A 23,309-nucleotide genomic window follows, 5' to 3' on the forward strand; every position below is an offset into this window, starting at 1 on the left:
GCTTCGGGGGCTAGTCTACCCGCGTCGTGACCTGCCGCTGCGACACGATCTGCTTGTTGCGGATCAGGGTGATGGTGCCGGTGTAGTTCCCGACGGGCAGGGGGGCTTTCAGACGCTTGCCGCCGGCACGGAAGAACTGGGCCTGGTCCTTCTTGATCAGCTGGCGGGTGTTGAAAACGCGCCCCTCGGGGCCGGTGATCGTCAGTTGCAGCACATCGGCCCGACGGCCGCCAAAGGCGTATCCCCACAGCACGATGGCCGGGGCGTCGCCGGGCAGGGGCGATACATTGGGCGTACCGGCCTTGATGGCGTCATAGCTGGGCACATCGACCGAGAAGCCCGCAGCGACCACGCCGCCGGGCTGGTAGGCGATGTCGTCAATCCAGAGCGTGCGGGCATCGCCGCCGCGACATGTCCCCGGATCGCCATCGGGGGTAAAGGGATCCACCGGCGCGCCATCGCGCCGGACCGAGATATGCAGATGCGGGAACTGGGTGCGCCCGGACAGGCCGATCTGGCCAAGTGCGTCGCCTGATCTGACCATCTGGCCGTTGCGCACCTGGACCGAGCCCTGTTTCAGGTGGCAGTACTGGGTTTCCCAGCCATCCGCATGCAGCAACACGACGCCATTGCCGCAGTCGCGTCCGTCGATGCGCGCATCCTCGGCCTCGGTGTAGCGGCGGTCGATCATCCCGTCGCGCGCGCCTTTCACAACGCCGTCGGCGGCGGCGCGCACGGTGACGCCGCGGGCCATCTCCGACAGGGTCGGCAGGGCGAAATCGGTGCCCTTGTGGGTGTCATAACTCAGCCCGGCGCAGGTGAAATCCTGCGCGCCGGGGCCGGGATCGCGGTCCATGTAGTTCTGGATGAAACAGGTGTCGCCCAGGGTGCAGTCGACGGGCATGGCCAGGCGCGGTTCGGCCATGGCCGGGCCGGGCAGGGCCGACAGGCATAGCAAAAGGGCGGGGAAGATCCCCGCCCTCTGCCCCGCTAGACGCGGTGTCTTCATGATCAGTCGGCCGTCAGCAGGGGCGGCTTGTCGCCCGAGAGACGCGGGCTTTCCGGCCCTTCGATGCGCAGGTCGATCTTGCCGTCCTTAACGCCGACCTGTACCAGCCCGCCCTTGGCAAGCTTGCCGAACAACAGTTCCTCGGCCAGGGGCTTCTTGATGTGTTCCTGGATCACGCGGCCCAGGGGACGGGCACCCATCTTGTCGTCATAACCCTTGTCGGCGAGCCATTCGGCAGCCGGGCGGGTCAGTTCGATCGACACGTTGCGGTCCATCAGCTGTGCTTCTAGCTGAAGCACGAACTTCTCGACCACCTGCAGGATCACCTCTTTGCCGAGCGGCGCGAAGGAGATAACCGCATCCAGACGGTTGCGGAATTCCGGCGTGAAGGTGCGTTCGATCGCGGCAGTGTCTTCGCCTTCGCGACGGTCGCGGCCAAATCCGATCGCCGCCTTCGCCTGTTCCGAGGCCCCGGCGTTCGAGGTCATGATCAGGATCACGTTGCGGAAGTTCACCGTGCGGCCGTTGTGGTCGGTCAGCTGACCGTTGTCCATCACCTGCAGCAGGATGTTGTAGACGTCCGGATGCGCCTTTTCGATTTCGTCCAGCAGCAGCACGCAATGCGGATGCTGGTCGACGCCGTCGGTCAGCAGGCCACCCTGGTCGAACCCGACATAGCCCGGAGGCGCGCCGATCAGACGGGAGACCGCGTGTTTCTCCATGTACTCGGACATGTCGAAGCGCAGCAGTTCCACGCCCAGGCTGTCGGCCAATTGCTTGGCGACCTCGGTTTTGCCGACACCGGTCGGACCGGCGAACAGGTAGTTGCCGATGGGTTTTTCCGGTTCGCGCAGGCCCGCGCGGGCCAGTTTGATCGCGGACGACAGGGCCTCGATCGCGTTGTCCTGACCGAACACGACGCGTTTCAGCGTGGTTTCCAGATCCTTCAGAACCTCGGCATCGTCCTTGGTGACGTTCTTCGGCGGGATGCGGGCGATCTTGGCCACGACGGCCTCGATCTCTTTGGTGCCGATGGTCTTGCGACGCTTGGATTCCGCGACCAGATGCTGGGCGGCGCCGGCCTCGTCAATGACGTCGATGGCCTTGTCCGGCAGCTTGCGGTCGTTGATGTAGCGGGCCGAGAGTTCGACCGCCGTCTTGATCGCGTCCGCGGTGTAGCGGATGCCGTGATGCTCTTCGAAATAGGGCTTCAGGCCCTGCAGGATCTTGATCGAATCCTCGACCGAGGGTTCGTTCACGTCGATCTTCTGGAACCGGCGCGACAGCGCGCGGTCCTTTTCGAAATGCTGGCGGAATTCCTTGTAGGTGGTCGATCCCATGCAGCGCAGCTTGCCGCCCTGAAGCGCGGGCTTCAGCAGGTTCGAGGCATCCATTGCACCACCAGAGGTCGCGCCGGCACCGATCACGGTGTGGATCTCGTCGATGAACAGGACCGCGTCGGGATGATCCTCAAGCTCGGTCACGACGGCCTTCAGGCGTTCTTCGAAATCGCCGCGATAGCGGGTGCCGGCCAGCAGCGCCCCCATGTCGAGCGAATAGATCGTGGTTTCTGACAGCACCGCAGGGGTTTCGCCGGCGACGATCTTGCGCGCCAGACCTTCGGCGATGGCCGTCTTGCCGACGCCCGGATCGCCAACCAGCAGCGGGTTGTTCTTGCGGCGACGGCAGAGCACCTGAATGCAGCGCTCAACCTCGTGGGCGCGGCCGATCAGCGGGTCCACGTCGCCTTCGCGGGACTTGGCGTTCAGGTCGACGCAATACTTGGCCAGGGCGGATTCCTTGCCATCGCCTTCTTCGACCTTGGTGGCCTGCGCGACGGCTTCTTCTTCATTCTCGGCACCGGTGACCGGGCGGCTTTCACCGAATGCCGGATCCTTGGCGACGCCGTGGGCGATGAAGTTGACCGCGTCGTAACGGGTCATGTCCTGTTCCTGCAGGAAATAGGCCGCGTTGCTTTCGCGTTCGGCAAAGATCGCGACCAGGACATTGGCGCCGGTCACCTCGGTCCGGCCCGACGACTGGACATGGATCGCGGCGCGCTGGATCACGCGTTGGAAGGCGGCCGTGGGCACGGCCTCTGACCCGTCGATGTCCGTGACAAGGTTGGAAAGATCGTCTTCGACGAATTCCAGCAGGGTCTTTCGCAGGTCTTCGATATCGACCGAGCAGGCCATCATAACGCGGGCCGCGTCCGGTTCGTCGATCAGCGCCAGCAGCAGATGCTCCAGCGTTGCGAATTCATGACGCCGCGCATTGGCCAGGGCCAGGGCAGCGTGGATTGCCTGTTCGAGCGTATTCGAGAATGAGGGCACTCGCATGCTCCTTTTGATCTGGGTTGGAGCGCGGGGGCGGGCCCCGGCGTCAACCATGGCCTCATAGTATTAAATTTTGGTCTATTGGCGGCCGTCTTCAAGGGTTTTCTGTCGCGTTCCGTTCACATTTATTCGCTTGACAGGGTTTCGGCCCTGCTTTGTGGCAAATCAGAAGCTGTCCTTGCGTTTGCGGACCTCGGCAAAGACCTGTTCCGGGGTCGCATCGGGTAGTCCGACGGCCCGGGCCACGGCCGGAACGTGGCAGCGCAGGAAGGGATTGGTCGCCAGTTCCTCGGCCAGAGTGACGGGCACGGTCGGCTCCCCCCGGTCGCGCTGCGCCTTCACCTTTTCGGCACGGGCCAGCAGGTCGGGATTGTCCGGCTCGATCGACAGGGCGAATTTCATGTTGCCCAGGGTGTATTCGTGGCCGGAATAGATCAGCGTTTCGGGCGGCAGCGCGGCGAGCTTCTGCATCGTGGCGTGCATCATCTCCATCGTGCCTTCGAAGACGCGGCCGCAGCCCCAGGCCATAAGGCTGTCGGCGGTGAAAATCACCCCGGCGTTCGGAAAGTGAAAGGCGATGTGTCCCAGGGTGTGGCCCGGCACGTCCAGAGGTACGGTATAGGCATCCCCGTTGCCACCGTTCATGCCTTCGGTCAGCGCCATGTCCAGGGGGGGCATCTTTGCCTCTTCCGTCTTGGGGCCCATGACCTTTAGGCCGGGGAAGGCGGCGCGCAGCTCGGCCGTGCCTTCGGTGTGGTCGCCGTGGTGGTGGGTGATCATCAGCGCGCCCGGGGTCCAGCCGCGCGCTTTCGCGGCGGCGATCAGGGGCGCGGCCTCGGGTGCGTCGATGATGCAGACCCCGTCGTCGCCCTTCACCAGGTAGGCGTAATTGTCCGACCGGCAGGGCACCGTCACGATCTCGAGGGGCATGGCAAAACCTTTCGCGCTTGATATGGTCGGGCCATGGAAACCCAGACAGGGGCGAGTTGCAATGCATCTGGACGTGCAGGATCTGCGCAATTTCTACTACCGCTCGACCCTGGGACGCGCGGCGCAGACCTTCGTGCGGGCCGAGATGGCGCGCTTCTGGCCCGAGGCGCAGGGGCTGACGGTGGCGGGCTTCGGCTTTGCCGCGCCCTTGCTGCGGCCCTACCTTTCGGATGCCAAACGGGTCATCGGGCTGATGCCGGGGCCGCAGGGGGTGATGCCCTGGCCGCAGGGCATGGCCAATGTGTCCGTGCTGTGCGACGAAACGCGCTGGCCGATCGAGACCGGGCATGTGGACCGTCTGGTGGTTCTGCACGGGCTGGAGACGTCCGAGAACCCGTCAGATCTGCTTGAGGAATGTTTCCGCGTGTTGGGGCCGGGCGGCAAGGCCGTCTTTATCGTGCCGCATCGGTCGGGGCTGTGGTCGCGGTCCGATGGCACGCCCTTCGGCTATGGCCGGCCCTATAGCCAGGGCCAGCTTGAGGCGCAGCTGAAACGGCATTCTTTCTTGCCCGAACGTCACGCGCACACGCTTTATCAACCTCCGTCGCATAAACGGTTCTGGCGCAAGACCGGACCGTTCTGGGAAAAGCTGGGGCGCAGCTTTTCCATGGTGCTCTCCGGTGGCGTGCTGATGGTCGAGGCGTCCAAGCGCGTGCATTCCCCAAGCGGGCCGGGGGAGCGCGTGCGCAAACCCTCGGGCCTGCGCGTGTTGGAGGGGCTGACCGCCCCCTCGGCCGAACCGGCGCGCAAGGTCTGAGGCGGGTTTGGCGGGGGTCTGATGCGTGTTCGGGCGTCAGGGCCGGCGTAGTGGGCCCGTGAACGTAATGGGCCCGTGCACCCAATGGGCCTGAGAACGGAATGGGCCCGTGAACATAGCGGACCTGTGAACGCGGGGGCAGCGCCCCGCGATCCGGGTTTATTCGGTCAGAAGGCTGACCCTTTGCCGATCAACCTGCCCGGAACCGGCTGCCGGTTTCGACCCGTAGGCTGTGCGGATCAGAGTGCCCGTATTAGAGTGCCCGTGTCGGGGTGTGTGTCGGTCAGGCGGACCCGGACCGACACTATCAGGTGACGAGCCTCCGGCCGCCCCGATCACACCGTAGCGGCCGCCGGTTGCACGACCATCAGGCTGTCGGCGTCAAAGGTGGTGACGCCCAGCAGACGGAAGGTGCGGGTCAGCTCGGGCTCTCCTGCCTCGGAAGAGGCGATCTTGACCGAGACATCCACCGCCGTCTGCCCGGCCACCGGGGTCGTGGTGACCGACGACAGGGCATAGCCCGTGCCGTCGTCGGGCAGTTCAAGGATGATCGTATCCTCGGCCGGGTTGTAATCGGTGATCGTGCCGATGTCGTCCGTGGCGGGGAAGGCGGTGGCCAGCAGATCGGCCTCGGCTGCGCTGCCGGGTTCCAGCACCGTGTCGTCCAGCGCGTAGATCCGGGGCACGAACATCTCGTTCGTCAGGATGAAGGTATCCGCGCCGGCCCCGCCCGTGGCGGTGATGTTCAGCTGACCGGGGTCGCCGGGTTCGACCGGGTCGATGGCCCCGTTTTCGTCGAACAGGATGGTATGGGTGAAGCCCAGCAGATCATCGCCCGAACCTCCGTACAGCGTCGCATTGCCGTCGGCGTTGACGATGTCGTTGCCCGCGCCGCCGATCGCCGTGCCGCCCCGGCTGACGAAGATCGTGTCGTTGCCGAGGCCACCGTCGACCACGTCGGGGGCGATCAGCAGGCGCGCACTGTACAGATCATCGCCAGAGCCGCCGTAGTAATCCGCGTGGCCATAGCCCTCGATGCTGTCGTCGCCCGCGCCGCCATAGCCGGTGCCGCGCCCGGGGCCGTAGTAATTGCCGTTGTCGTTGAACGTGTCGTCACCCTGACCGCCATAGGCGGTGGCATTCGCGCCGATGGTGAAATCGTCGTTGCCGGTTTCGCCGTAACCGGTGGCGTTGTCGTAAAGGACAAAGCTGTCGGCACCCTTGCCGCCCCGGCCAAGCGCATCGCCGAACAGGTTCAGCGCATCGTCCCCGGATCCGCCGACAACCGTGCTGTCGCCAAAGGCCGACAGCGTGTCGTCGCCTTCGCCGCCCCAGCCACGCGCCTGATCGCGCACGGTGATCGTGTCATTGCCAAGCGAACCACCGGCCTTGGCGAAATTGGCCGCCGTCATCGTGTCATCGCCCGAACCGCCGGTGATCGTGGCATAGCGGTTGGCGAACATGGTGTCCTGACCCGCGCCACCATAGGCTGTGGACTGGTTGTAGGCGCTGATCACGTCGTCGCCCGCGTCGCCATGGCCGATCCCGGCATTGCGGGTCTCGATCGCGTCATCGCCCGCGCCGCCGTAACCCTTGGAGACGTCGTTGACGAAGATCGTGTCGTTGCCGGCCCCGCCCTCGGCGCGGGAATAGCCGCCGACCTCGAGCGTGTCGTCACCGCCCAGCCCCGAGATCACGCCACGGCCATCGTGTTCGAAACTGTCCGCGCCCTCGGTCCCGGTCCAGAACAGCAGATCATCGGGGGGAAGGGTGTCATCACCCGAGGTGGCGACGATCGGGTCGTCGTCCTGACCAAGCGATGTTCCAAGGAGGGAAGCAAAGAGAAGCAGAAAAAGAAAAGACATGTCAGCCCTGCGTAAACGCGTGAAGGACGGCCCCGCGTGGGCGGTGGTCCGGTCTTGTCCGGGCCCGATCCGATCGGGTCCCGGCGCGCGGAACGCCAGTGAAATGACTGGGTGTACGCCCGGCGTGGAGCCTGTCCGTTAAGCAATCGTTAACCATTGAGGCGAAACTGTGCCAGTGGTCTTCGATGGCGAAACTGATTGTTTCCACAGATTCGGATATCCCGTTTATCTGCTTGAATTTTTTGTGACGGGTGGCGCGAAATGACGCAGGCAAAATTGTGGCGCGATGCGTCGACGTATGGTGTTTGCGGTAACCTTGGTGCTTATCTGGCAGGGCAGGGCGCGCGTTCCGCAGGGCGGAATCACCCCCGCCGGATTCGTCTGGGGCCTGAAAGGTAAAGGAATCGGAAACCTTTAGCGGCTTTTCGGGGGCTTCCCGCGCTGTGACGCGGCGTCCCGAAACGGGGTGCAACCCGGGGCGGCACGGCTTTACGCCCGTAAAACAAGAAGCATCGAAAGCCGTTCCATAGCGGGTTGCTAGGTCGTGAGCGCTTTGCTAAACCCACGCCGATTTTACCGCTCTGGCTTCGGTCCGGGCATAACGCCCCCTGCCTGCGCGGAACGCGTGCGATCAGGGGCCAAGTAATCGGAAGGGTGGACGTGTCCGAACCAGCTTCGATCTCATCCGGCATCGCGCAGCGCTATGCCACCGCGATTTTCGAAATCTCTCGTGACAACAAGGATCTTGGTTCGCTCGAAGCCGGCGTGGACGCGCTGGCTGCGGCACTGGATGACAGCGCCGATCTGCGCGACCTGATCCAATCCCCTGTCTACTCGCGCGATGCACAGGGCAAGGCCATGGCCGCACTGGCGGACAAGATGTCCCTGCCGGTCGTGCTGAAGAATTCGCTAGGTCTGATGGCCGAAAAGCGCCGTCTTTTCGTTCTGCCCCAGCTGATCGCGCAGCTGCGCGACCTGATCGCCGCCGAGAAGGGCGAGGTCACTGCCGAGGTCACCAGCGCGAAGGCGCTGACCAAGACCCAGGAAACCAAGCTGTCCAAGGTCCTGTCGGCCCAGGTCGGCAAGGACGTCAAACTGAATACTGCCGTCGATGAAAGCCTCATCGGTGGTCTTATCGTCAAGGTGGGCTCCAAGATGATCGACACGTCGGTCAAATCGAAGCTCTCCGCACTCCAGAATGCCATGAAAGAGGTCGGATAATGGGAATCCAAGCAGCCGAAATCTCTGCCATCCTTAAGGAGCAGATTTCCAACTTCGGACAAGACGCCGAAGTTGCAGAAGTGGGCCGTGTGCTCAGCGTCGGTGACGGGATTGCCCGTGTGCACGGCCTGGACAGCGTACAGGCCGGTGAAATGGTCGAATTCCCCGGTGGTATCCGCGGGATGGCCCTGAACCTCGAAGCCGACAACGTCGGTATCGTTATCTTCGGTTCGGACCGCGACATCAAAGAAGGCGACACCGTCAAGCGCACGAACTCGATCGTGGACGTTCCCGCCGGCGAAGCGCTGCTGGGCCGCGTTGTCGACGGTCTGGGCAACCCGCTGGACGGCAAGGGCCCGATCGAAGCCTCTGAACGTCGCATCGCCGACGTGAAGGCACCGGGCATCATCCCGCGTAAATCGGTTCACGAACCGATGGCGACCGGCCTGAAGGCCATTGACGCCATGATCCCGATCGGCCGTGGCCAGCGGGAACTGATCATCGGTGACCGTCAGACCGGTAAAACGGCTGTGGCGCTCGACTCAATCCTGAACCAGAAGTCCTACAACGACGCCGCCGGCGACGACGAGTCCAAGAAACTGTACTGCGTCTACGTGGCTGTCGGTCAGAAGCGTTCCACCGTGGCGCAGCTGGTGAAGAAACTGGAAGAGACCGGCGCGATCGAATACTCGATCGTCGTGGCCGCAACCGCGTCCGACCCGGCCCCGATGCAGTTCCTGGCACCCTATGCCGCAACCGCGATGGCCGAATACTTCCGTGACAACGGCAAGCACGCGCTGATCATCTATGATGACCTGTCGAAGCAGGCCGTTGCCTATCGTCAGATGTCCCTGCTGCTGCGCCGCCCGCCGGGCCGCGAAGCCTACCCGGGCGACGTTTTCTACCTCCATTCGCGCCTGCTGGAGCGTTCGGCGAAGCTGAACGAAGACTTCGGTTCCGGTTCGCTGACGGCTCTGCCGGTCATCGAAACCCAGGGCGGCGACGTGTCCGCGTTTATTCCGACCAACGTGATCTCGATCACCGACGGTCAGATCTTCCTGGAAACCGAACTGTTCTACCAGGGTATCCGCCCGGCCGTGAACACCGGTCTGTCGGTGTCTCGTGTGGGTTCGTCCGCGCAGACCAAGGCGATGTCCTCGGTTGCGGGCCCGGTGAAACTGTCGCTGGCCCAGTACCGCGAAATGGCGGCCTTCGCCCAGTTTGGTTCGGACCTCGATGCCTCCACGCAGCGTCTGCTGGCCCGTGGTGCGCGTCTGACCGAGCTTATGAAGCAGCCGCAGTACGCGCCGCTGACCAACGCTGAAATCGTCGTCGTCATCTTTGCCGGCACCAACGGTTTCCTCGACAAGGTCGCCGTGAACGATGTGGGTCGTTTCGAAGCTGAACTGCTGAAGTTCATGCGCACCCAGAAGCAGGATGTGCTGGACTGGATCACCAACGAAGATCCCAAGATCAAAGGTGAGCCCGCGGACAAGCTGAAGGCAGCGATCGAAGAGTTTGCCAAAGACTTCGCCTAAGGGAGAGAGCTTATGCCTTCTCTGAAGGACCTAAAACTGCGGATCGAGTCGATCAAATCGACCCGCAAGATCACGAAGGCCATGCAGATGGTGGCCGCCGCAAAACTGCGGCGGGCACAGGATGCAGCCGAGTCGGCACGCCCCTACGCAGAACGTTTCAACGCCGTTCTGGGTCAGCTGGCGGCTTCGGTTGGCGGGTCTGACACTGCGCCCCTGCTGCTGCGCGGCACGGGCAAGGATGAAGTCCATCTGCTGGTCGTCATGACCGCGGAACGTGGTCTTTGCGGTGGTTTCAACACCAACATCGTCAAGCTGGCGCGCAAGAAGATCGAAGATCTGAAAGCCGCCGGTAAGACCGTCAAGATACTGACTGTCGGCAAGAAGGGCCGTGAACAGCTGAAGCGTGAGCACGCAGATCTGTTCGTCGGTCACGTGGACCTGAGCGAGGTCAAGCGCATCGGCTATGCCAATGCACAGGACATCGCGAAAGATCTGCTTGCCCGGTTCGACGGTGGCGAATTCGACGTCGCGACGATCTTCTTCGCGAAGTTCGAAAACGTCGTCAGCCAGGTGCCCACGGCACAGCAGGTGATCCCGGCATCCTTCGACGCGCCCGAAGAGGGCGAAGCCGAAGCGACGCTGTACGATTACGAGCCGGACGAGGAATCGATCCTTGCCGATCTGCTGCCGCGCGGTGTCGCCACGCAGATCTTTGCGGCCCTGTTGGAAAACGGCGCATCCGAACAGGGTGCCCGGATGTCGGCAATGGACAACGCAACGCGCAACGCGGGCGAGATGATCGACAAGCTGACCATCGAATACAACCGTTCGCGTCAGGCCGTCATCACAAACGAACTGATCGAAATTATCTCGGGCGCGGAAGCGCTCTAACGGAACCGGAGACGAAACATGGCAAACGCAAAAGGCAAAGTGACCCAGGTCATCGGCGCCGTTGTGGACGTGCAGTTCGACGATCACCTGCCGGAGATCCTCAACGCACTGACCACCGACAACAACGGCAACAAGCTGGTTCTGGAAGTGGCTCAGCACCTGGGTGAGAACACCGTTCGCACCATCGCAATGGACGCGACCGAAGGTCTGGTCCGCGGTCAGGCCGTCGAAGACACCGGCGCGCCGATCTCGGTGCCCGTCGGCACCGCGACCCTGGGCCGCATCCTGAACGTGATCGGTGAACCGGTCGACGAAAAGGGCCCGGTCGAGGCCGAGGAATTCCGCCCGATCCACGCACCGGCCCCGGATTTCGCCGACCAGGCGACCGAAGCCGAGGTCCTCGTGACCGGCATCAAGGTGATCGACCTTCTCGCCCCCTACGCCAAGGGTGGTAAGATTGGCCTGTTCGGCGGTGCCGGCGTGGGCAAGACCGTTCTGATCCAGGAACTGATCAACAACATCGCAAAGGTGCACTCGGGTCTGTCCGTGTTCGCCGGTGTTGGTGAACGGACCCGTGAAGGCAACGACCTGTATCACGAGATGATCGAGTCGGGCGTTCTGACCCCGGACAACCTGCCGGACTCGAAGATCGCACTGGTTTACGGCCAGATGAACGAGCCGCCGGGAGCCCGTGCCCGTATCGCGCTGACCGGTCTGACCCTGGCGGAACAGTTCCGCGACGCAACCGGGACCGACGTTCTGTTCTTCGTCGACAACATCTTCCGCTTTACCCAGGCGGGTTCGGAAATGTCGGCGCTTCTGGGTCGTATCCCCTCGGCCGTGGGCTACCAGCCGACGCTGGCCACCGACATGGGTGCGATGCAGGAACGGATCACCTCGACCAAGAACGGCTCGATCACCTCGATCCAGGCCGTCTACGTTCCCGCGGACGACCTTACCGACCCCGCACCGGCAACGACCTTTGCGCACCTTGACGCAACGACCGTTCTTAACCGTGCGATTTCGGAACTGGGCATCTACCCGGCTGTGGACCCGCTCGACTCTACCTCGCGTCTGATGGACCCGCAGGTGATCGGCGAAGAACACTACCAGGTGGCCCGTGACGTTCAGGGTATCCTTCAGCGCTACAAGTCGCTGCAGGACATCATCGCCATCCTCGGGATGGACGAACTGTCGGAAGAGGACAAGCTGACCGTTGCGCGTGCGCGTAAGATCCAGCGTTTCCTGTCCCAGCCGTTCGACGTTGCGAAGGTCTTCACCGGCTCTGACGGTGTTCAGGTTCCGCTGGAAGACACGATCTCGTCCTTCAAGGCGGTTGTGGCCGGCGAATACGACCACCTGCCCGAAGCGGCCTTCTACATGGTCGGCGGTATTGAGGACGTGAAAGCCAAGGCCGAAAAACTGGCCGCGGAAGCCGCGTAAGGGTCTGACTGATGGCAGAAACCCTCAACTTCAGCCTTGTTTCGCCGGAACGGAGCCTTGCTTCCGGTCCCGCGGCGCAGGTGCAGATCCCGGGCGCCGAAGGTGACCTGACGGCGATGGCAGGTCATGCCCCGCTGATCACGACCCTGCGTCCCGGCGTGCTGCACGTCTCGGGCCCGGACGGTGAAGACGATTACGTCGTCACCGGCGGCTTCGCCGAAATCTCGGCCGAGGGCGTTACCGTGCTGGCCGAACGTGCGCTGCACCAGAAGGAGATGACGCAAGACATCTTCAACGACTGGGTGAAAGAAGCCCGTGAGGCGCGTGATGCGGCCACGGGCGAGGCCTCGGACTCTGCCGCCAAGCTGCTGGCAGACATGGTGGCCGTGGGAACGCACATCGGGCTGGACCCGAACCAGGCGAACCTCTGATCCAGTCGTGATCCGATCTTGGAAAGGCCCCGGAGATGATCCGGGGCCTTTTCCTTTTGCGGCTTCCGGTTCCAAGGCGGGGGAGTGATCCAATAGCGCGACTGCGGCGCACGCGATCCATGGCCTGTCCACAGGACAGGCGCCGGCGCGAGAGGCGATTGTTGCGCCTGCCCGGATATTTCCCCGATTTATGTCGAATTGTTGCCGCCTTTTGGCGTCACCCTGAACCTCGGATAGAAATTGTTCAGGTTTGGTGTGATGCAGAAACTGATGAGCCATGCGGTCGGGATCGACCAGGGAGAGGCCGTATTGTTCCAGGATTTCCAGGACGGCGGGTCCATGTGGACCGGTGACGGCCACCGCGAACGGCGTCAGCGCATCCGCTTTTCCGAGAAATTCCGCAAGCGCCCCGTGGTGCATTGCTCCCTGACGCTCTGGGACGTGGACAGCAGCGCCAACGTCCGTGCCGATGTGCAAGCGGACCGGATCGGCGACGACGGGTTCGACATCGTCTTCCGCACCTGGGGCGACAGCCGGATCGCCCGCGCCCGTGTCGGCTGGATGGCCATCGGAGAGGTCGGCGCACCCGGCGACTGGGACGTGTAGCCCCCCATACTTGCGCCGCAGCCCCTTGCCGCGTATTGAGCGCGGGACACGCTAGATTTGGGGGGCCTCATGGGCTTCAAGATGGGTATCGTGGGTCTGCCGAACGTCGGCAAGTCGACCCTGTTCAACGCATTGACGAAAACCGCCGCAGCGCAGGCGGCGAACTTTCCGTTCTGCACGATCGAGCCGAACGTGGGCGAGGTCGCCGTGCCCGACGCGCGGCTGGACAAGCTGGCCGAGATCGCCAAGTCGAAAGAGGTGATCCCGACGCGGATGACCTTTGTCGACATCGCCGGGCTGGTGAAGGGCGCCTCCAAGGGGGAAGGGCTGGGCAACCAGTTCCTGGCCAACATCCGCGAGGTGGACGCCATCGCCCATGTGCTGCGCTGTTTCGAAGACGGTGACGTGACCCACGTCGAAGGCCGAGTCGATCCCGTTGCGGATGCCGAGACAATCGAGACCGAGCTGATGCTGGCCGACCTGGAATCGATCGAGAAGCGCCGCGCCAATCTGGTGCGCAAGCTGAAGGGCAACGACAAGGAAGCCCAGCAGCAGGACCGCCTTCTGGCCGCCGCCCAGGCGGTGCTGGAAGACGGCAAGCCCGCCCGCGTGGTCGAGGTCGACGCCGAGGACGCCAAGGCCTGGAAGATGCTGCAACTTCTCAGCACGAAGCCCGTGCTCTACGTCTGTAACGTCGCCGAAGAGGAATCCGTCGAAGGCAACGCCCATTCCGCCGCCGTGGCCAAGATGGCCGCCGCGCAGGGCAATTCGCACGTCATCATCAGCGCCCGGATCGAGGAAGAGATCAGCCAGCTGGACGCCGAAGAGGCCGAGATGTTCCTGGGCGAGATGGGGCTGGAAGAGCCGGGGCTGGATCGCCTGATCCGCGCCGGATACGAGCTTTTGCATCTTGAGACCTATTTCACCGTCGGCCCGAAAGAGGCCCGCGCCTGGACGATCCGCCAGGGCACCGCAGCCCCGCAGGCTGCCGGTGTGATCCATGGTGATTTCGAAAAGGGCTTCATCCGGGCCGAGACCGTGGCCTATGCCGATTTCATCGCCTGCAACGGCGAGGCGGGCGCGCGTGACGCGGGCAAGCTACGGGCGGAAGGTAAGGGCTACATCGTGCAGGACGGCGACGTCATGCACTTCCTTTTCAACGCTTGATCCCAGTGCAATACCGGTGTGATCCCCGCATGATCCCGGTGTGATCCGGGGCCGCAGGTCCCGCGCACCGGAGGCCAAGACACAAGACACTAGAAAGGCCGGCCGGGTTGCCCCGCGCCGGCCTTTTGCGTGGCCCCAAGCGATCAATAGCCCAGAAGCGCGTTCATGTCGGTGATGGAATAGCCGCGGCCGCCGACGTTCAGCGCATAGCGCTGTTGCAGCGCCTCGCGGTCGGGGTCGGCCAGCGCCTCGAGTCCCGCCTTGGACCGGTGCGAGGCGCGGTGTACCTGGTCGCCCTGAAAGTGGGGCAGGGGGGCGTCTTCGGGGACGGCAAAGGCCTCGCGGAAGGTGGCTTCGTCGGACAGCAACTGCTCCATCTTGCGGGTCGGAGCGCCGAGGCCGATGGCCAGGAAATTGAAGCTGAGCACATGGTGGCAGGCAAAGGCGTAAAGGCAGTTCGACAGGCTGCTGGGGACCTTCATCTGCACGACCTCGTTGAAGGATTGCTGCAGCACCTGCGAAAAATGCGCGGCATTGCCCGACAGCACGGATTTCGCGGCCCAGGCATAGCAGCTTTCGATCTGGGCACGGGGTTCGCGCACCAGCAGCCAATAGGTGACGCCCTGAGCATCGCAGACGGGTTTCATCAGCTGGGGCGGCAGCAGCGTATGCACGGCGACAGGGCTGCGCCCGGCCTGGGCCGAGGCCTGCATCGCCGCAACAAAGTCTTCGGGCGTCTGAGAACCCTGGCCGATCGGGTGTTTGGCGATGAAATCCTGGGATCCATGGCTGACCTCGTAGCCCGGTATGCCGCCCAGAATCTCTGAAATACTGTGCGTTGCGGCAAAGCCGATGGATTCCGCGACGATCATGCTGCCTGTCCCCTTTTTCTGCGGTTTCTTGCGGGCAATTGTGAAGAAATGGCCCCCGGAATGACAGGTCTTTTTGCGGAAGTTAAACTGGGTCATCCGCGGGTTCGAAAAAATCTGGAAATTTCGACTAAATGTGTTTTGACCTTAGGTGAGCGAAACCTAGGTAAACCAGACGTTTGTTGATTGAAGCCTGAATGACACTGCCTTTTGTACCGCCCGCCGGGTCCAGCACCCCCGGTTTCCAGCCCGTGTCGCTAAGGGCACGTTTGCGTGCCGACACGCGGGCCGCCCATGATCGGCTGGACGCGCTTTTGTCCGGTGCGGACCTGTCGCACCGCTTGGGCCTGGCGCAGTTCCTGCATGCGCAGAAGCACGGTTTCGACTGTCTGGCCCTTCTGTCCGACCCTGCCGACCCGCCGCAGACCGCCCCGGTGGTCACGGCGCTGCGCGCCAGCCTGCGGGCCGATCTGGACTTCCTGGGTCTAGGCCGGGGGCAAGGCGATCTGGTGGCTGCCGACGACCAATCCGGCGCGCCGACAAAAACCGCAAAAAAATCGTCCGGGCAAAGGAACTTACTGGCCTCGGCCGCGGTTGACTACATGGTGCTTGGTTCAGGCCTTGGTGCGGCCGTGTTGCGGAAGCGGTGGCTGCGGGCGTCGGATCCTTCCCTGCATGGCGCAGGGGGCTTTCTGACCGCAGAGCGTTCGGTAGACGATTGGAAGGCGCTTGTGACCCGGCTGGACAGCCTGCCGGGCACGGGCGCGGGTGCGGACAGGGCCGTCGCCGATGCGGCGCGGATCTTCGGGTTCTTCTCAGACGGCTGGGAAGATTTCGACAGGACAAAAGCGTCCGAAGTGGCGCAGACAGGGATAGGACTCAGGTGACCAACGGGCATCCGATGGGCGGCGCTTCTGCCGCGGCCACACAGACGGACGTGGATCTGACGAACTGCGACCGCGAAGCCATCCATCTTCTAGGCAATGTTCAGCCCTATGGCTGCCTGCTTGCCGTGTCGTCTGACTGGCTGATCCAGCACGCCTCTCGCAATATCAGCGACTTCCTGGGCTGGAAGGTCGAGGACGCCGTGGGCCATCCCCTGTCCGACGTGCTGCCCCAGGCCAGCCTTGGGCGGTTGCGGGCCAAGCTGTCCAGCCTGCGACACGAAGATGCCACCGCGCGGATCATCGATTTCGACCTGATGGCCGATGGCCGCCGCTTTGACGTTTCCCTGCATCAGTCCGGCCGGTCGCTTCTGATCGAGGCCGAGCTGAAGACCGACGAAGGGCTGGACCGAGACGACCTGGGCAGTGTTCAGGCGCTGATCCGCCGGATCGCCAACCGACCGAGCTTTGAGGACAAACTGGACCAGGCCGCGCGCGGTCTGAAGATGCTTAGCGGTTTTGACCGTGTCATGGTCTATCGCTTTGACGACGAAGGCGCGGGCGAAGTGGTCGCCGAAGCCCGTCAGCGCGACATGGAGCCCTTCCTGGGCCTCCGCTACCCCGCCAGCGACATCCCCAAGCAGGCGCGTGCGCTGTACCTGCGCAACCTGCTGCGCCTGATCGCGGACGTTGATGCCGAACCCTCGCCGATCCTGCCGCCCGCCGATCCCAATGGCGTGGTGCCGGACCTGTCGATGGCCGTGACCCGCGCGGTGTCGCCGATCCACCTGGAATACCTGCGCAACATGGGTGTTCAGGCTTCGATGTCGGTGTCTATCGTGCGCGAAGGCAAGCTGTGGGGGCTGCTGGCCTGCCATCACAACAGCCCGCGCTACATCGACTTCGAAAAGCGCACCGCGATTGAACTGTTCGCCCAGCTTTTCGCCTATGAGCTGGCGCAGCATGAATCCAACGCCGAGCGCGAAGAACTGGCCCGCGCGCAATCGCTGCATGACAAGGTCGTATCGCGGGTTTCGGACGGGGAAAACCTGGTCGATGTCTTCGATGATTTCGCGGAACAGATCGAACAGCATATCTCGTACGACGGGATCGCGATCTATTCCGACGGGGTCTATCGCGCCATCGGCCGTGCGCCGACCCATGACGAATTCGTCGGGCTCGCCCGGTTCCTGAACACGGCGCCGACCTCGCGGGTGTTCCAGACCCATGACCTGGCCGCCGCTTACCCCGGTGCCGCGCATTTTGCAGATCGGGCCGTGGGCATCATGGCCCTGCCGATTTCCCGCACCCCACGCGATTACATCGCGCTGTTCCGGGGCGAGGTGGCGAAACAGGTCACCTGGGCCGGCAATCCCGAAAAACCGGTCGAGGCCACGGGGCCGAACGGCCTTCGCCTGACCCCGCGCAAAAGCTTTGAAGCCTGGCGTCAGAAGGTCACCGGCCAGTCCGCCCCCTGGGCCACGGCCGAGCTGCGCCTGGCCGAACACCTGCGTCTGACCCTGCTCGAGGTCGTGTTGAAGGTCACCGATCAGGCCAACCTGGAAGCCAAGCGGTCGCGAGAACAGCAGGATCTGCTGATCGCGGAACTGAACCACCGGGTGCGCAACATCCTGAACCTGATCCGGGGCCTGGTGTCCCAGACGCGCGCCGATGGCGATCAGCTGGACGGCTATGTCGCGAACCTCAACGGCCGGATCCAGGCCCTGGCCCGGGCACATGATCAGCTGACCCGGCGCGACTGGTCCGCGGTGTCCCTGCGCGAGCTTCTGGATGTCGAGGTCCGGGCCTTCCTGACCGATGCCACCGACCGCGTGGTGATCAGCGGCGTGACGCCCTTCCTGTCGCCCCAGGCCTATTCCGCCGCGGCTCTGGTCTTTCACGAACTGGTCACCAATTCCGCCAAATACGGCGCGCTGTCGGATGACCGGGGCCGGGTGCACGTCGACATGAGCCGCGACCGCGATGGCACGCTGGCGATTTCCTGGAAGGAAACCGGCGGCCCCGCGGTGCGCGCCCCAACCCGCCGCGGCTTCGGGTCGGCCATCATCGAACGGTCCATCCCCCATGAACTAAGCGGCACGGCGCGGGTGGATTTCAAAGTGACAGGGTTGCAGGCCCATTTCACCATTCCCGCCCGTTTCATCGGCCCCGAAACCGAAGAGGTGCCCCCTGCGGCCGACCTGTCGGTGGTGGACGAGGTCCAGAACCTTTCCGGCCGGGCGCTGGTGGTCGAGGATTCGATGATCATCGCCATGGACGCCACCGACATGCTGCAAGAGCTGGGCTGCGACGAGGTCGATGTTGCCGGCTCCACCGCCGAGGCGATGACACTGCTGGACGCGGGCACCACCTATGACTTCGCGCTGCTTGACGTGAACCTCGGCTCCGACACCTCGGCCTCGGTCGCGCAGGTGCTGGCGGAACGCGGCGTGCCCATCGTGCTGGCCACCGGCTATGGCGAGACCGAGGCGATCAAGGAAAGCTTCCCGCCCGCCCCGGTGCTGCAAAAGCCCTATTCCTCGGACACCTTGCGGTCTGCGATCCGGTCGTCGGTCACCGGCTGACCGGGCAGGCCGCATTTCGATTGGCAGACCCGTTCGCGGGTGTCTTTCCCTTGCCCGGCCTGCATCGCGTGCTTCTGTAGCCGCGTTTGCGACGAATGCCAGTTTTGCTGCTGCTCCCTGCAATTCGGCCTTGTTCTGCCCCGCCACAGCCACTAAACGGGTCGACGGAGACGTGGCCGAGTGGTCGAAGGCGCTCCCCTGCTAAGGGAGTAGGCGGGAAACCGTCTCGAGGGTTCGAATCCCTTCGTCTCCGCCATTTTCAAGACAATTGCGAACTGTAACACCGCGCCTTCGGGCGGTGGCGGGCGGGCGTGCGTTTGACGGGTGATGTCGTCGTAACGGAGGACGTGAGCGGGCAAGGCACCGATGGCTCAGGGCGATGGCCCGCGACGCTCCCCCGAACAAAAAGACAGGCCGGAGGGCCGGCCTGTCTTTTGCTCCAATCGTCCTCTGGCGGAAATGCCGTCAGGCGCGGGCGGCCTTGCGGGCGGCGGCGTCTTCCTTCCGGGCCTTGGGGAAGAAGGAATAGTAGAACACCGGTGCCGCGATCAGCGTCAGGATCGAGGCAAAGCCAAGCCCGCCCATGATCGTCACCGCCATAGACGCGAAAAAGGCGTCCGACAGCAGCGGGATCATGCCCAGGATCGTTGTCGCCGCCGCCAGGACCACCGGCCGCAGACGCGAGGTCGAGGCGTCGAGGACTGCCTGGCGGAAGGGCACGCCCTCGGCCCGGACCAGGTCGATTTCCTCGACCAGGACGATGCCGTTCTTGATCAGCATCCCCGACAGCGACAGCAGGCCCAGCAGCGCGGTAAAGGAAAACGGCAGGCCGGTGCCCAGCAGGCCAATGGCGACGCCGTTCACGCTCATCGGGACCAGCAGCCAGATGATCACCGGCTGGCGGATCGTGCCGAACAGCAGCACCGAGATCAGCACCATGATGATCAGCGACAGCGGCAGCTGCTTGCCCAGGCTGGCCTGCGCATCGGTCGAATTCTCGTATTCGCCGCCCCATTCCATCTTGTAGCCCTCGGGCAGGGCGATCGCCTCGACCGTGGGGCGGATCTGGGTGAAGACCGTGGCCGCGTTGACCCCGGCGGGAACACCGGCCTGAACGGTGATCGTGGGCACCCGGTCGCGGCGGACCAAGAAGGTGTTCTGCGCCTCCCATTCGAAACCGTCGACGATCTGCGCCACGGGCAGATAGGCCCCGGCCGCATCGGAATAGACCGGAAGGTCCGACAGATGGGTGCCGCCCTGCACACGGGCATCGCCTGCGCGCACGATGATCGGGATCAGGCGGTCGGCCTCGCGGTAGTAACCGACCTGCATGCCGTCCGTGCCCAGCTGCAGCGCCTGGGCCAGGTCGTCGCGGCCGACACCCGCGGCCTTGGCGCGTTCATCGGCAAAGCGGGGGACGATCACCAATTCCCGCTCGCGCCAGTCGGTGCGCAGATCCTGCAGCTGGTCCGAGGCCCCGATCAAGGCGGTCTCGGCCTGTTCGGCCAGATCGCGCAGCACCACTGGGTCCGGCCCGGAGAAGCGCACCGCAATGGGCGCGCCGCCACCGGGGCCAAAGGCCAGGCGTTCGGTGCGGAATTCCCCGGATGTCAGGGTGGCGCGGCCGAAGGCCTCCAGCTCGGCCCGAAGGGGCGGGATCTGGTCCAGCCTGTCGGTGCGGATGATCAGGTGGCCGTAGGTCGGCAGGGCCTCTTCCGGGGCGTAGGTCAGCATGAAGCGTGTCGCCCCGCCGCCGATGAAGGTGGTGACCGATGCGACGTCCTCGCGGGCTGCCAGCCAGTCCTCCAGCACGGCCATGTCGTCTGAGACCTGGTTGATGCTGGCCCCCTGCGGCAGCTTGTAGTGCACGTAGAACAGGGGCGTGTTGCTGTCGGGGAAGAACTGCTGCTTGACCTGGCCGAAGCCAATGTAGCAGGCGGCAGTCACGCCGATCAGCCCAAGGATCACCAGGTGGCGCAGGGTCAGCGCGGCGGACAGCGTGGCGCGATAGGCGCGGAACAGCGGGCCGCCGTACAGATCGCCTTCGCCCTGGGTGCCGACCTTGAACAGGTAATGCGCCAGAAGCGGGGTCGCGGTGATCGCCAGCACCCAGCTGAGCAACAGTGAAATCCCGATCACCGCGAACAGCGAGAACAGGAATTCGCCCGTGGCATCCGGGGACAGGCCGATGCCGGCAAAGGCCATGATGCCGATGACGGTCGCGCCCAGCAACGGGACTTGCGTTTTCGAGGCCACGTCCTGCGCCGCATCGCCCGAGCTTTTGCCGCGCGCCATGTCGCCCTGCATGCCTTCGGCCACCACGATGGCGTTGTCGACCAGCATCCCCATGGCGATGATCAGCGCCCCGAGCGAGATGCGCTCCATCTCGATGCCGAAGATCGCCATCAGGAAGACGGTGCCGACCACGGTCAGCAGCAGCGTCGCCCCCACCACGATCGAGGCGCGCCAGCCCATGAACAGCGCCAGCACGATGACCACGATGGCCACGGACATCGCCAGGTTCCACAGGAAGGCGTTCGAGGCCTCGTCCACCACCACATGCTGCTGGTAGATCGGGTGCAGTTCCACCCCGGCGGGGACATCATGCAGGATCTCGTCCAGGCGCGCATCGACACGTTTGCCGACCTCGACGATGTTCAGGTCGGCCTTGCCCGCGACGCCCAGGGTAAAGGCGTCCTGCCCCTGAAAACGGATGATTTCCGTCGGCTCGTCAACGCGGGACCGGGTCACCGTTGCCAGGTCGAGAAGGTCGATCACCTCACCGCCGATGCCGATGGTCAGATTGGCGATCTCGTCCACCGTGTCGGAGCCTTCGGGGGCCTGGATGCGCACGTCCTGGCCGTTGCGGGTGACACTGCCGGCCTGGGTGCGGCTGTCGGTGTTCGACAGCGCCCCGGCGATGGCCTGTGGCCCGATCCCGAGGTTGGTGATGATCGAGGTGCGGGCGTCGACATAGACCGCCTCGGAGGGCAGGCCCGCGACGGCGACATCGGCGACCCCTTCGACCGCCAGCAGCTCGCGGCGCAGGTATTCGGAAATCTCGTGCACCTCGGCGTCGGTGAACCCGGGGGCGGTGACGGCGTAGAAGACGCCGAAGACGTCGCCGAAGGTGTCGTTGACGATCGGGGTTCCGGCCTCGGGCGGCAGGTTGCGCTGTGCATCGGCGACCCGGTTGCGCAGCTTGTTCCAGATCGCGGGCAGTTCGTCGCCGTCATAGGTCATGTCGATATTGACCGACACGCGGCTGACGCCCGGCTTGTTGGACGAGGTGATGAAATCGATCTCGCCCATCTTCTGGATCTCGGATTCGATCGGTTCCGAGACCTCGCGCGCCACCTGTTCGGCGCTGGCACCGGGGTATTGCGTGATGATGATGGCGTTCTTCAGGGTGAAGGCGGGGTCTTCCAGGCGGCCGATCGTGGCAAAGCCCCAGACGCCGCCCAGCAGGCAGGTCAGCATCAGAAGCCAGGTGATCAGCGCCTTTTCGATCGAGGCGCGGGCAATGGACATGGTCTTATTCCCCGATGCGGGTGAAGGGGCGCACGGCCTGGCCATCGCGCAGCTGCGAGGCCCCGGTCATGACGATCTGCGTGCCGTCGGCGGGCCCGTCGGTCATGTAAAGGTTGCCGTCCTCGGCCAGCTCCACCGTGACCGGCGTGCGGGTCAAGGTGCCGTCCTGGTAGACCATGACAAAGGGCGCGCCCTCGGGGTCATAGGTCAGCGCGGTTTCGGGCAGGATGATGCCGCCCGCAGGCAGGCCATCCGCCGTGGCATAGACCGTGACCGAGGCACCGGGAAAGACGAAGGCCCCGGGATTTTCCGCAAAGGCCAGGGTGATCGCATAGGATTGCCCGATCGAGGAGGTCTCGGTCTCGAATTCGCGCAGGGTCAGCGGGTATTGCTGCGGATCGCCGGGGAATTCGGCGGCAAAGCTGACGCCATTGCCGGCCCCGGCCTGGCGGAACAGCACCTCGGGGACCTGGATGTCGACGCGCATTTCCGACACGTCGTGCAGGCGGACCACGGGGGTGCCGGCAGCGACGGTCTGATAATTGGCGATCAGGCGACGGGCGACCAGCGCATCGAAGGGCGCGCGCAGGGTGGCGTGGCCCAGGTTGTCATTCGCATTGGCCAGGGCGATTTCCGCCAGCTTCAGCTGGGTTTCGGCGTCCTGCACCTGCACCGGCGACACAGCCTGCCCACGAAGCGAGGTCAGCCGTTCGGCATCGCGCTGCGCCTTGTTGTAATTCGCCTTGGCCTGGGCCACGGCGCGTTCATATCCCGCCACATCCAGCTGGGCGATCAGATCGCCCTGGGATTTCGCCGTGCCTTCCTCGGCGTTCAGTTCCAGCAGCTGGCCGCCGACCTGAAAGGCCAGGTCCACCGTCTGCCGCGCCGCGACCTGTCCGAAGAACTGACGTTTCAGGACCATGGGCTTGGTGGTCAGCTCCATCAACTTGACGGGTTTTGGCGGGGTGGGCGGGGGCGCATCCTGTGCCAGGGTGACGGCGGGGGCGAAAAGGGCCAGAAGGCCAAGAAGGGGCCAGGGGCTGCGCATGGGGGGACTCCTGTCGTGCGGAACTGCGACGTGGCGTTACCTAAGCAAGCTTTCGGGAAAAGCAAACCGTTTAGTTCAGTTTTGCCCGGGCCTGTTGTCGCGGGGCCGGTTTGGGGTCGGTTTCTTGCGGATCTGGCG

17 protein-coding genes and 1 tRNA gene are annotated in these 23,309 nt (G+C 64.2%); 11 read left to right on the top strand and 7 right to left on the bottom strand.

Annotation, left to right across the window (positions count from 1 at the left end; translation table 11 throughout):
• Positions 1 to 10: 10 nt before the first annotated feature.
• The 3 genes from BMX99_RS09760 to gloB all read right to left on the bottom strand — a co-directional run bounded on the left by BMX99_RS09760 (position 11) and on the right by gloB (position 4,275).
• Positions 11 to 1,009 (bottom strand): M23 family metallopeptidase, encoded by a 999-nt coding sequence (locus BMX99_RS09760; RefSeq protein ID WP_093450651.1) that lies wholly within the window; start codon positions 1,007 to 1,009, stop codon positions 11 to 13.
• 2 nt (positions 1,010 to 1,011) lie between these two features.
• Positions 1,012 to 3,342: an ATP-dependent Clp protease ATP-binding subunit ClpA gene (gene clpA, locus BMX99_RS09765; protein WP_093450652.1), complete on the bottom strand. Its 2,331-nt coding sequence runs from the start codon at positions 3,340 to 3,342 to the stop codon at positions 1,012 to 1,014.
• Positions 3,343 to 3,510: 168 nt separating this feature from the next.
• Complete coding sequence (gene gloB / locus BMX99_RS09770) at positions 3,511 to 4,275, bottom strand: hydroxyacylglutathione hydrolase (RefSeq protein WP_093450653.1); 765 nt, start codon at positions 4,273 to 4,275, stop codon at positions 3,511 to 3,513.
• Positions 4,276 to 4,336: 61 nt separating this feature from the next.
• Here gloB and BMX99_RS09775 point away from each other — a divergent pair, with 61 nt between their 5' ends.
• A complete protein-coding gene (locus BMX99_RS09775; RefSeq protein ID WP_093450654.1) occupies positions 4,337 to 5,092 on the top strand; it encodes a class I SAM-dependent methyltransferase in 756 nt (251 codons plus the stop codon).
• 335 nt (positions 5,093 to 5,427) lie between these two features.
• Here BMX99_RS09775 and BMX99_RS09780 read toward each other — a convergent pair whose 3' ends face one another.
• Positions 5,428 to 6,957, bottom strand: a complete 1,530-nt coding sequence (locus BMX99_RS09780; protein ID WP_093450655.1) for a calcium-binding protein — start codon at positions 6,955 to 6,957, stop codon at positions 5,428 to 5,430.
• A gap of 654 nt (positions 6,958 to 7,611) precedes the next feature.
• Here BMX99_RS09780 and BMX99_RS09785 point away from each other — a divergent pair.
• The 7 genes from BMX99_RS09785 (at position 7,612) to ychF (ending at position 14,254) form a co-directional block, all read left to right on the top strand.
• Positions 7,612 to 8,178, top strand: coding sequence for a F0F1 ATP synthase subunit delta (locus BMX99_RS09785; protein ID WP_093450656.1), 567 nt, complete (start codon positions 7,612 to 7,614; stop codon positions 8,176 to 8,178).
• Positions 8,178 to 9,716 carry a F0F1 ATP synthase subunit alpha gene (gene atpA / locus BMX99_RS09790; RefSeq protein WP_093450657.1) on the top strand — a complete coding sequence of 513 codons (1,539 nt, stop codon included), beginning with the start codon at positions 8,178 to 8,180 and terminating at the stop codon, positions 9,714 to 9,716. The genes BMX99_RS09785 and atpA overlap by 1 nt, the downstream gene beginning before the upstream one ends.
• A gap of 12 nt (positions 9,717 to 9,728) precedes the next feature.
• Positions 9,729 to 10,607, top strand: a complete 879-nt coding sequence (locus BMX99_RS09795) for a F0F1 ATP synthase subunit gamma (protein WP_093450658.1) — start codon at positions 9,729 to 9,731, stop codon at positions 10,605 to 10,607.
• Between the two features lie 18 nt (positions 10,608 to 10,625).
• Entirely contained in the window at positions 10,626 to 12,050 is a 1,425-nt protein-coding gene (atpD, locus tag BMX99_RS09800; RefSeq protein WP_093450660.1) for a F0F1 ATP synthase subunit beta, read from the top strand.
• An 11-nt stretch (positions 12,051 to 12,061) separates the two neighbouring features.
• Complete coding sequence (locus BMX99_RS09805; RefSeq protein WP_093450662.1) at positions 12,062 to 12,481, top strand: F0F1 ATP synthase subunit epsilon; 420 nt, start codon at positions 12,062 to 12,064, stop codon at positions 12,479 to 12,481.
• A 258-nt stretch (positions 12,482 to 12,739) separates the two neighbouring features.
• Entirely contained in the window at positions 12,740 to 13,087 is a 348-nt protein-coding gene (locus BMX99_RS09810; RefSeq protein ID WP_093450664.1) for an H-type lectin domain-containing protein, read from the top strand.
• Positions 13,088 to 13,156: 69 nt separating this feature from the next.
• Positions 13,157 to 14,254 (top strand): redox-regulated ATPase YchF, encoded by a 1,098-nt coding sequence (ychF, locus tag BMX99_RS09815; protein ID WP_093450667.1) that lies wholly within the window; start codon positions 13,157 to 13,159, stop codon positions 14,252 to 14,254.
• 143 nt (positions 14,255 to 14,397) lie between these two features.
• Here the strand turns inward: ychF and BMX99_RS09820 are convergent, their stop codons facing one another.
• Positions 14,398 to 15,126: a hypothetical protein gene (locus tag BMX99_RS09820; RefSeq protein ID WP_139199476.1), complete on the bottom strand. Its 729-nt coding sequence runs from the start codon at positions 15,124 to 15,126 to the stop codon at positions 14,398 to 14,400.
• A 194-nt stretch (positions 15,127 to 15,320) separates the two neighbouring features.
• Between BMX99_RS09820 and BMX99_RS09825 the strand changes: the two genes are divergently transcribed.
• From BMX99_RS09825 to BMX99_RS09835, 3 genes are all read left to right on the top strand, one after another.
• Entirely contained in the window at positions 15,321 to 16,010 is a 690-nt protein-coding gene (locus BMX99_RS09825; RefSeq protein ID WP_139199479.1) for a heme oxygenase-like domain-containing protein, read from the top strand.
• Entirely contained in the window at positions 16,007 to 18,592 is a 2,586-nt protein-coding gene (locus BMX99_RS09830; protein ID WP_322788137.1) for an HWE histidine kinase domain-containing protein, read from the top strand. The genes BMX99_RS09825 and BMX99_RS09830 overlap by 4 nt, the downstream gene beginning before the upstream one ends.
• Before the next feature lie 166 nt (positions 18,593 to 18,758).
• Positions 18,759 to 18,848, top strand: a tRNA-Ser gene (locus BMX99_RS09835).
• A gap of 209 nt (positions 18,849 to 19,057) precedes the next feature.
• Here BMX99_RS09835 and BMX99_RS09840 read toward each other — a convergent pair.
• Both BMX99_RS09840 and BMX99_RS09845 read right to left on the bottom strand, forming a co-directional pair.
• Positions 19,058 to 22,123: an efflux RND transporter permease subunit gene (locus BMX99_RS09840; protein WP_093450671.1), complete on the bottom strand. Its 3,066-nt coding sequence runs from the start codon at positions 22,121 to 22,123 to the stop codon at positions 19,058 to 19,060.
• A 4-nt stretch (positions 22,124 to 22,127) separates the two neighbouring features.
• Positions 22,128 to 23,171 carry an efflux RND transporter periplasmic adaptor subunit gene (locus BMX99_RS09845; RefSeq protein ID WP_093450673.1) on the bottom strand — a complete coding sequence of 348 codons (1,044 nt, stop codon included), beginning with the start codon at positions 23,169 to 23,171 and terminating at the stop codon, positions 22,128 to 22,130.
• Between the last annotated feature and the right edge of the window lie 138 nt (positions 23,172 to 23,309).

It is taken from the genome of Pseudooceanicola nitratireducens (assembly GCF_900109195.1).
Taxonomy (GTDB): Bacteria; Pseudomonadota; Alphaproteobacteria; order Rhodobacterales; family Rhodobacteraceae; genus Pseudooceanicola; species Pseudooceanicola nitratireducens.

What these genes read in the sequence shown, in the direction of transcription:
- BMX99_RS09760 (WP_093450651.1), bottom strand. Translation starts at nt 1,009, where the DNA reads ATGAAGACACCGCGTCTAGCGGGGCAGAGGGCGGGGATCTTCCCCGCC.
- gloB (WP_093450653.1), bottom strand. Translation starts at nt 4,275, where the DNA reads ATGCCCCTCGAGATCGTGACGGTGCCCTGCCGGTCGGACAATTACGCC.
- atpA (WP_093450657.1), top strand. Translation starts at nt 8,178, where the DNA reads ATGGGAATCCAAGCAGCCGAAATCTCTGCCATCCTTAAGGAGCAGATT.
- BMX99_RS09810 (WP_093450664.1), top strand. Translation starts at nt 12,740, where the DNA reads ATGCAGAAACTGATGAGCCATGCGGTCGGGATCGACCAGGGAGAGGCC.
- ychF (WP_093450667.1), top strand. Translation starts at nt 13,157, where the DNA reads ATGGGCTTCAAGATGGGTATCGTGGGTCTGCCGAACGTCGGCAAGTCG.
- BMX99_RS09825 (WP_139199479.1), top strand. Translation starts at nt 15,321, where the DNA reads ATGACACTGCCTTTTGTACCGCCCGCCGGGTCCAGCACCCCCGGTTTC.
- BMX99_RS09820 (WP_139199476.1), bottom strand. Translation starts at nt 15,126, where the DNA reads ATGATCGTCGCGGAATCCATCGGCTTTGCCGCAACGCACAGTATTTCA.
- BMX99_RS09805 (WP_093450662.1), top strand. Translation starts at nt 12,062, where the DNA reads ATGGCAGAAACCCTCAACTTCAGCCTTGTTTCGCCGGAACGGAGCCTT.
- BMX99_RS09775 (WP_093450654.1), top strand. Translation starts at nt 4,337, where the DNA reads ATGCATCTGGACGTGCAGGATCTGCGCAATTTCTACTACCGCTCGACC.
- BMX99_RS09840 (WP_093450671.1), bottom strand. Translation starts at nt 22,123, where the DNA reads ATGTCCATTGCCCGCGCCTCGATCGAAAAGGCGCTGATCACCTGGCTT.
- BMX99_RS09780 (WP_093450655.1), bottom strand. Translation starts at nt 6,957, where the DNA reads ATGTCTTTTCTTTTTCTGCTTCTCTTTGCTTCCCTCCTTGGAACATCG.
- atpD (WP_093450660.1), top strand. Translation starts at nt 10,626, where the DNA reads ATGGCAAACGCAAAAGGCAAAGTGACCCAGGTCATCGGCGCCGTTGTG.
- BMX99_RS09795 (WP_093450658.1), top strand. Translation starts at nt 9,729, where the DNA reads ATGCCTTCTCTGAAGGACCTAAAACTGCGGATCGAGTCGATCAAATCG.
- BMX99_RS09845 (WP_093450673.1), bottom strand. Translation starts at nt 23,171, where the DNA reads ATGCGCAGCCCCTGGCCCCTTCTTGGCCTTCTGGCCCTTTTCGCCCCC.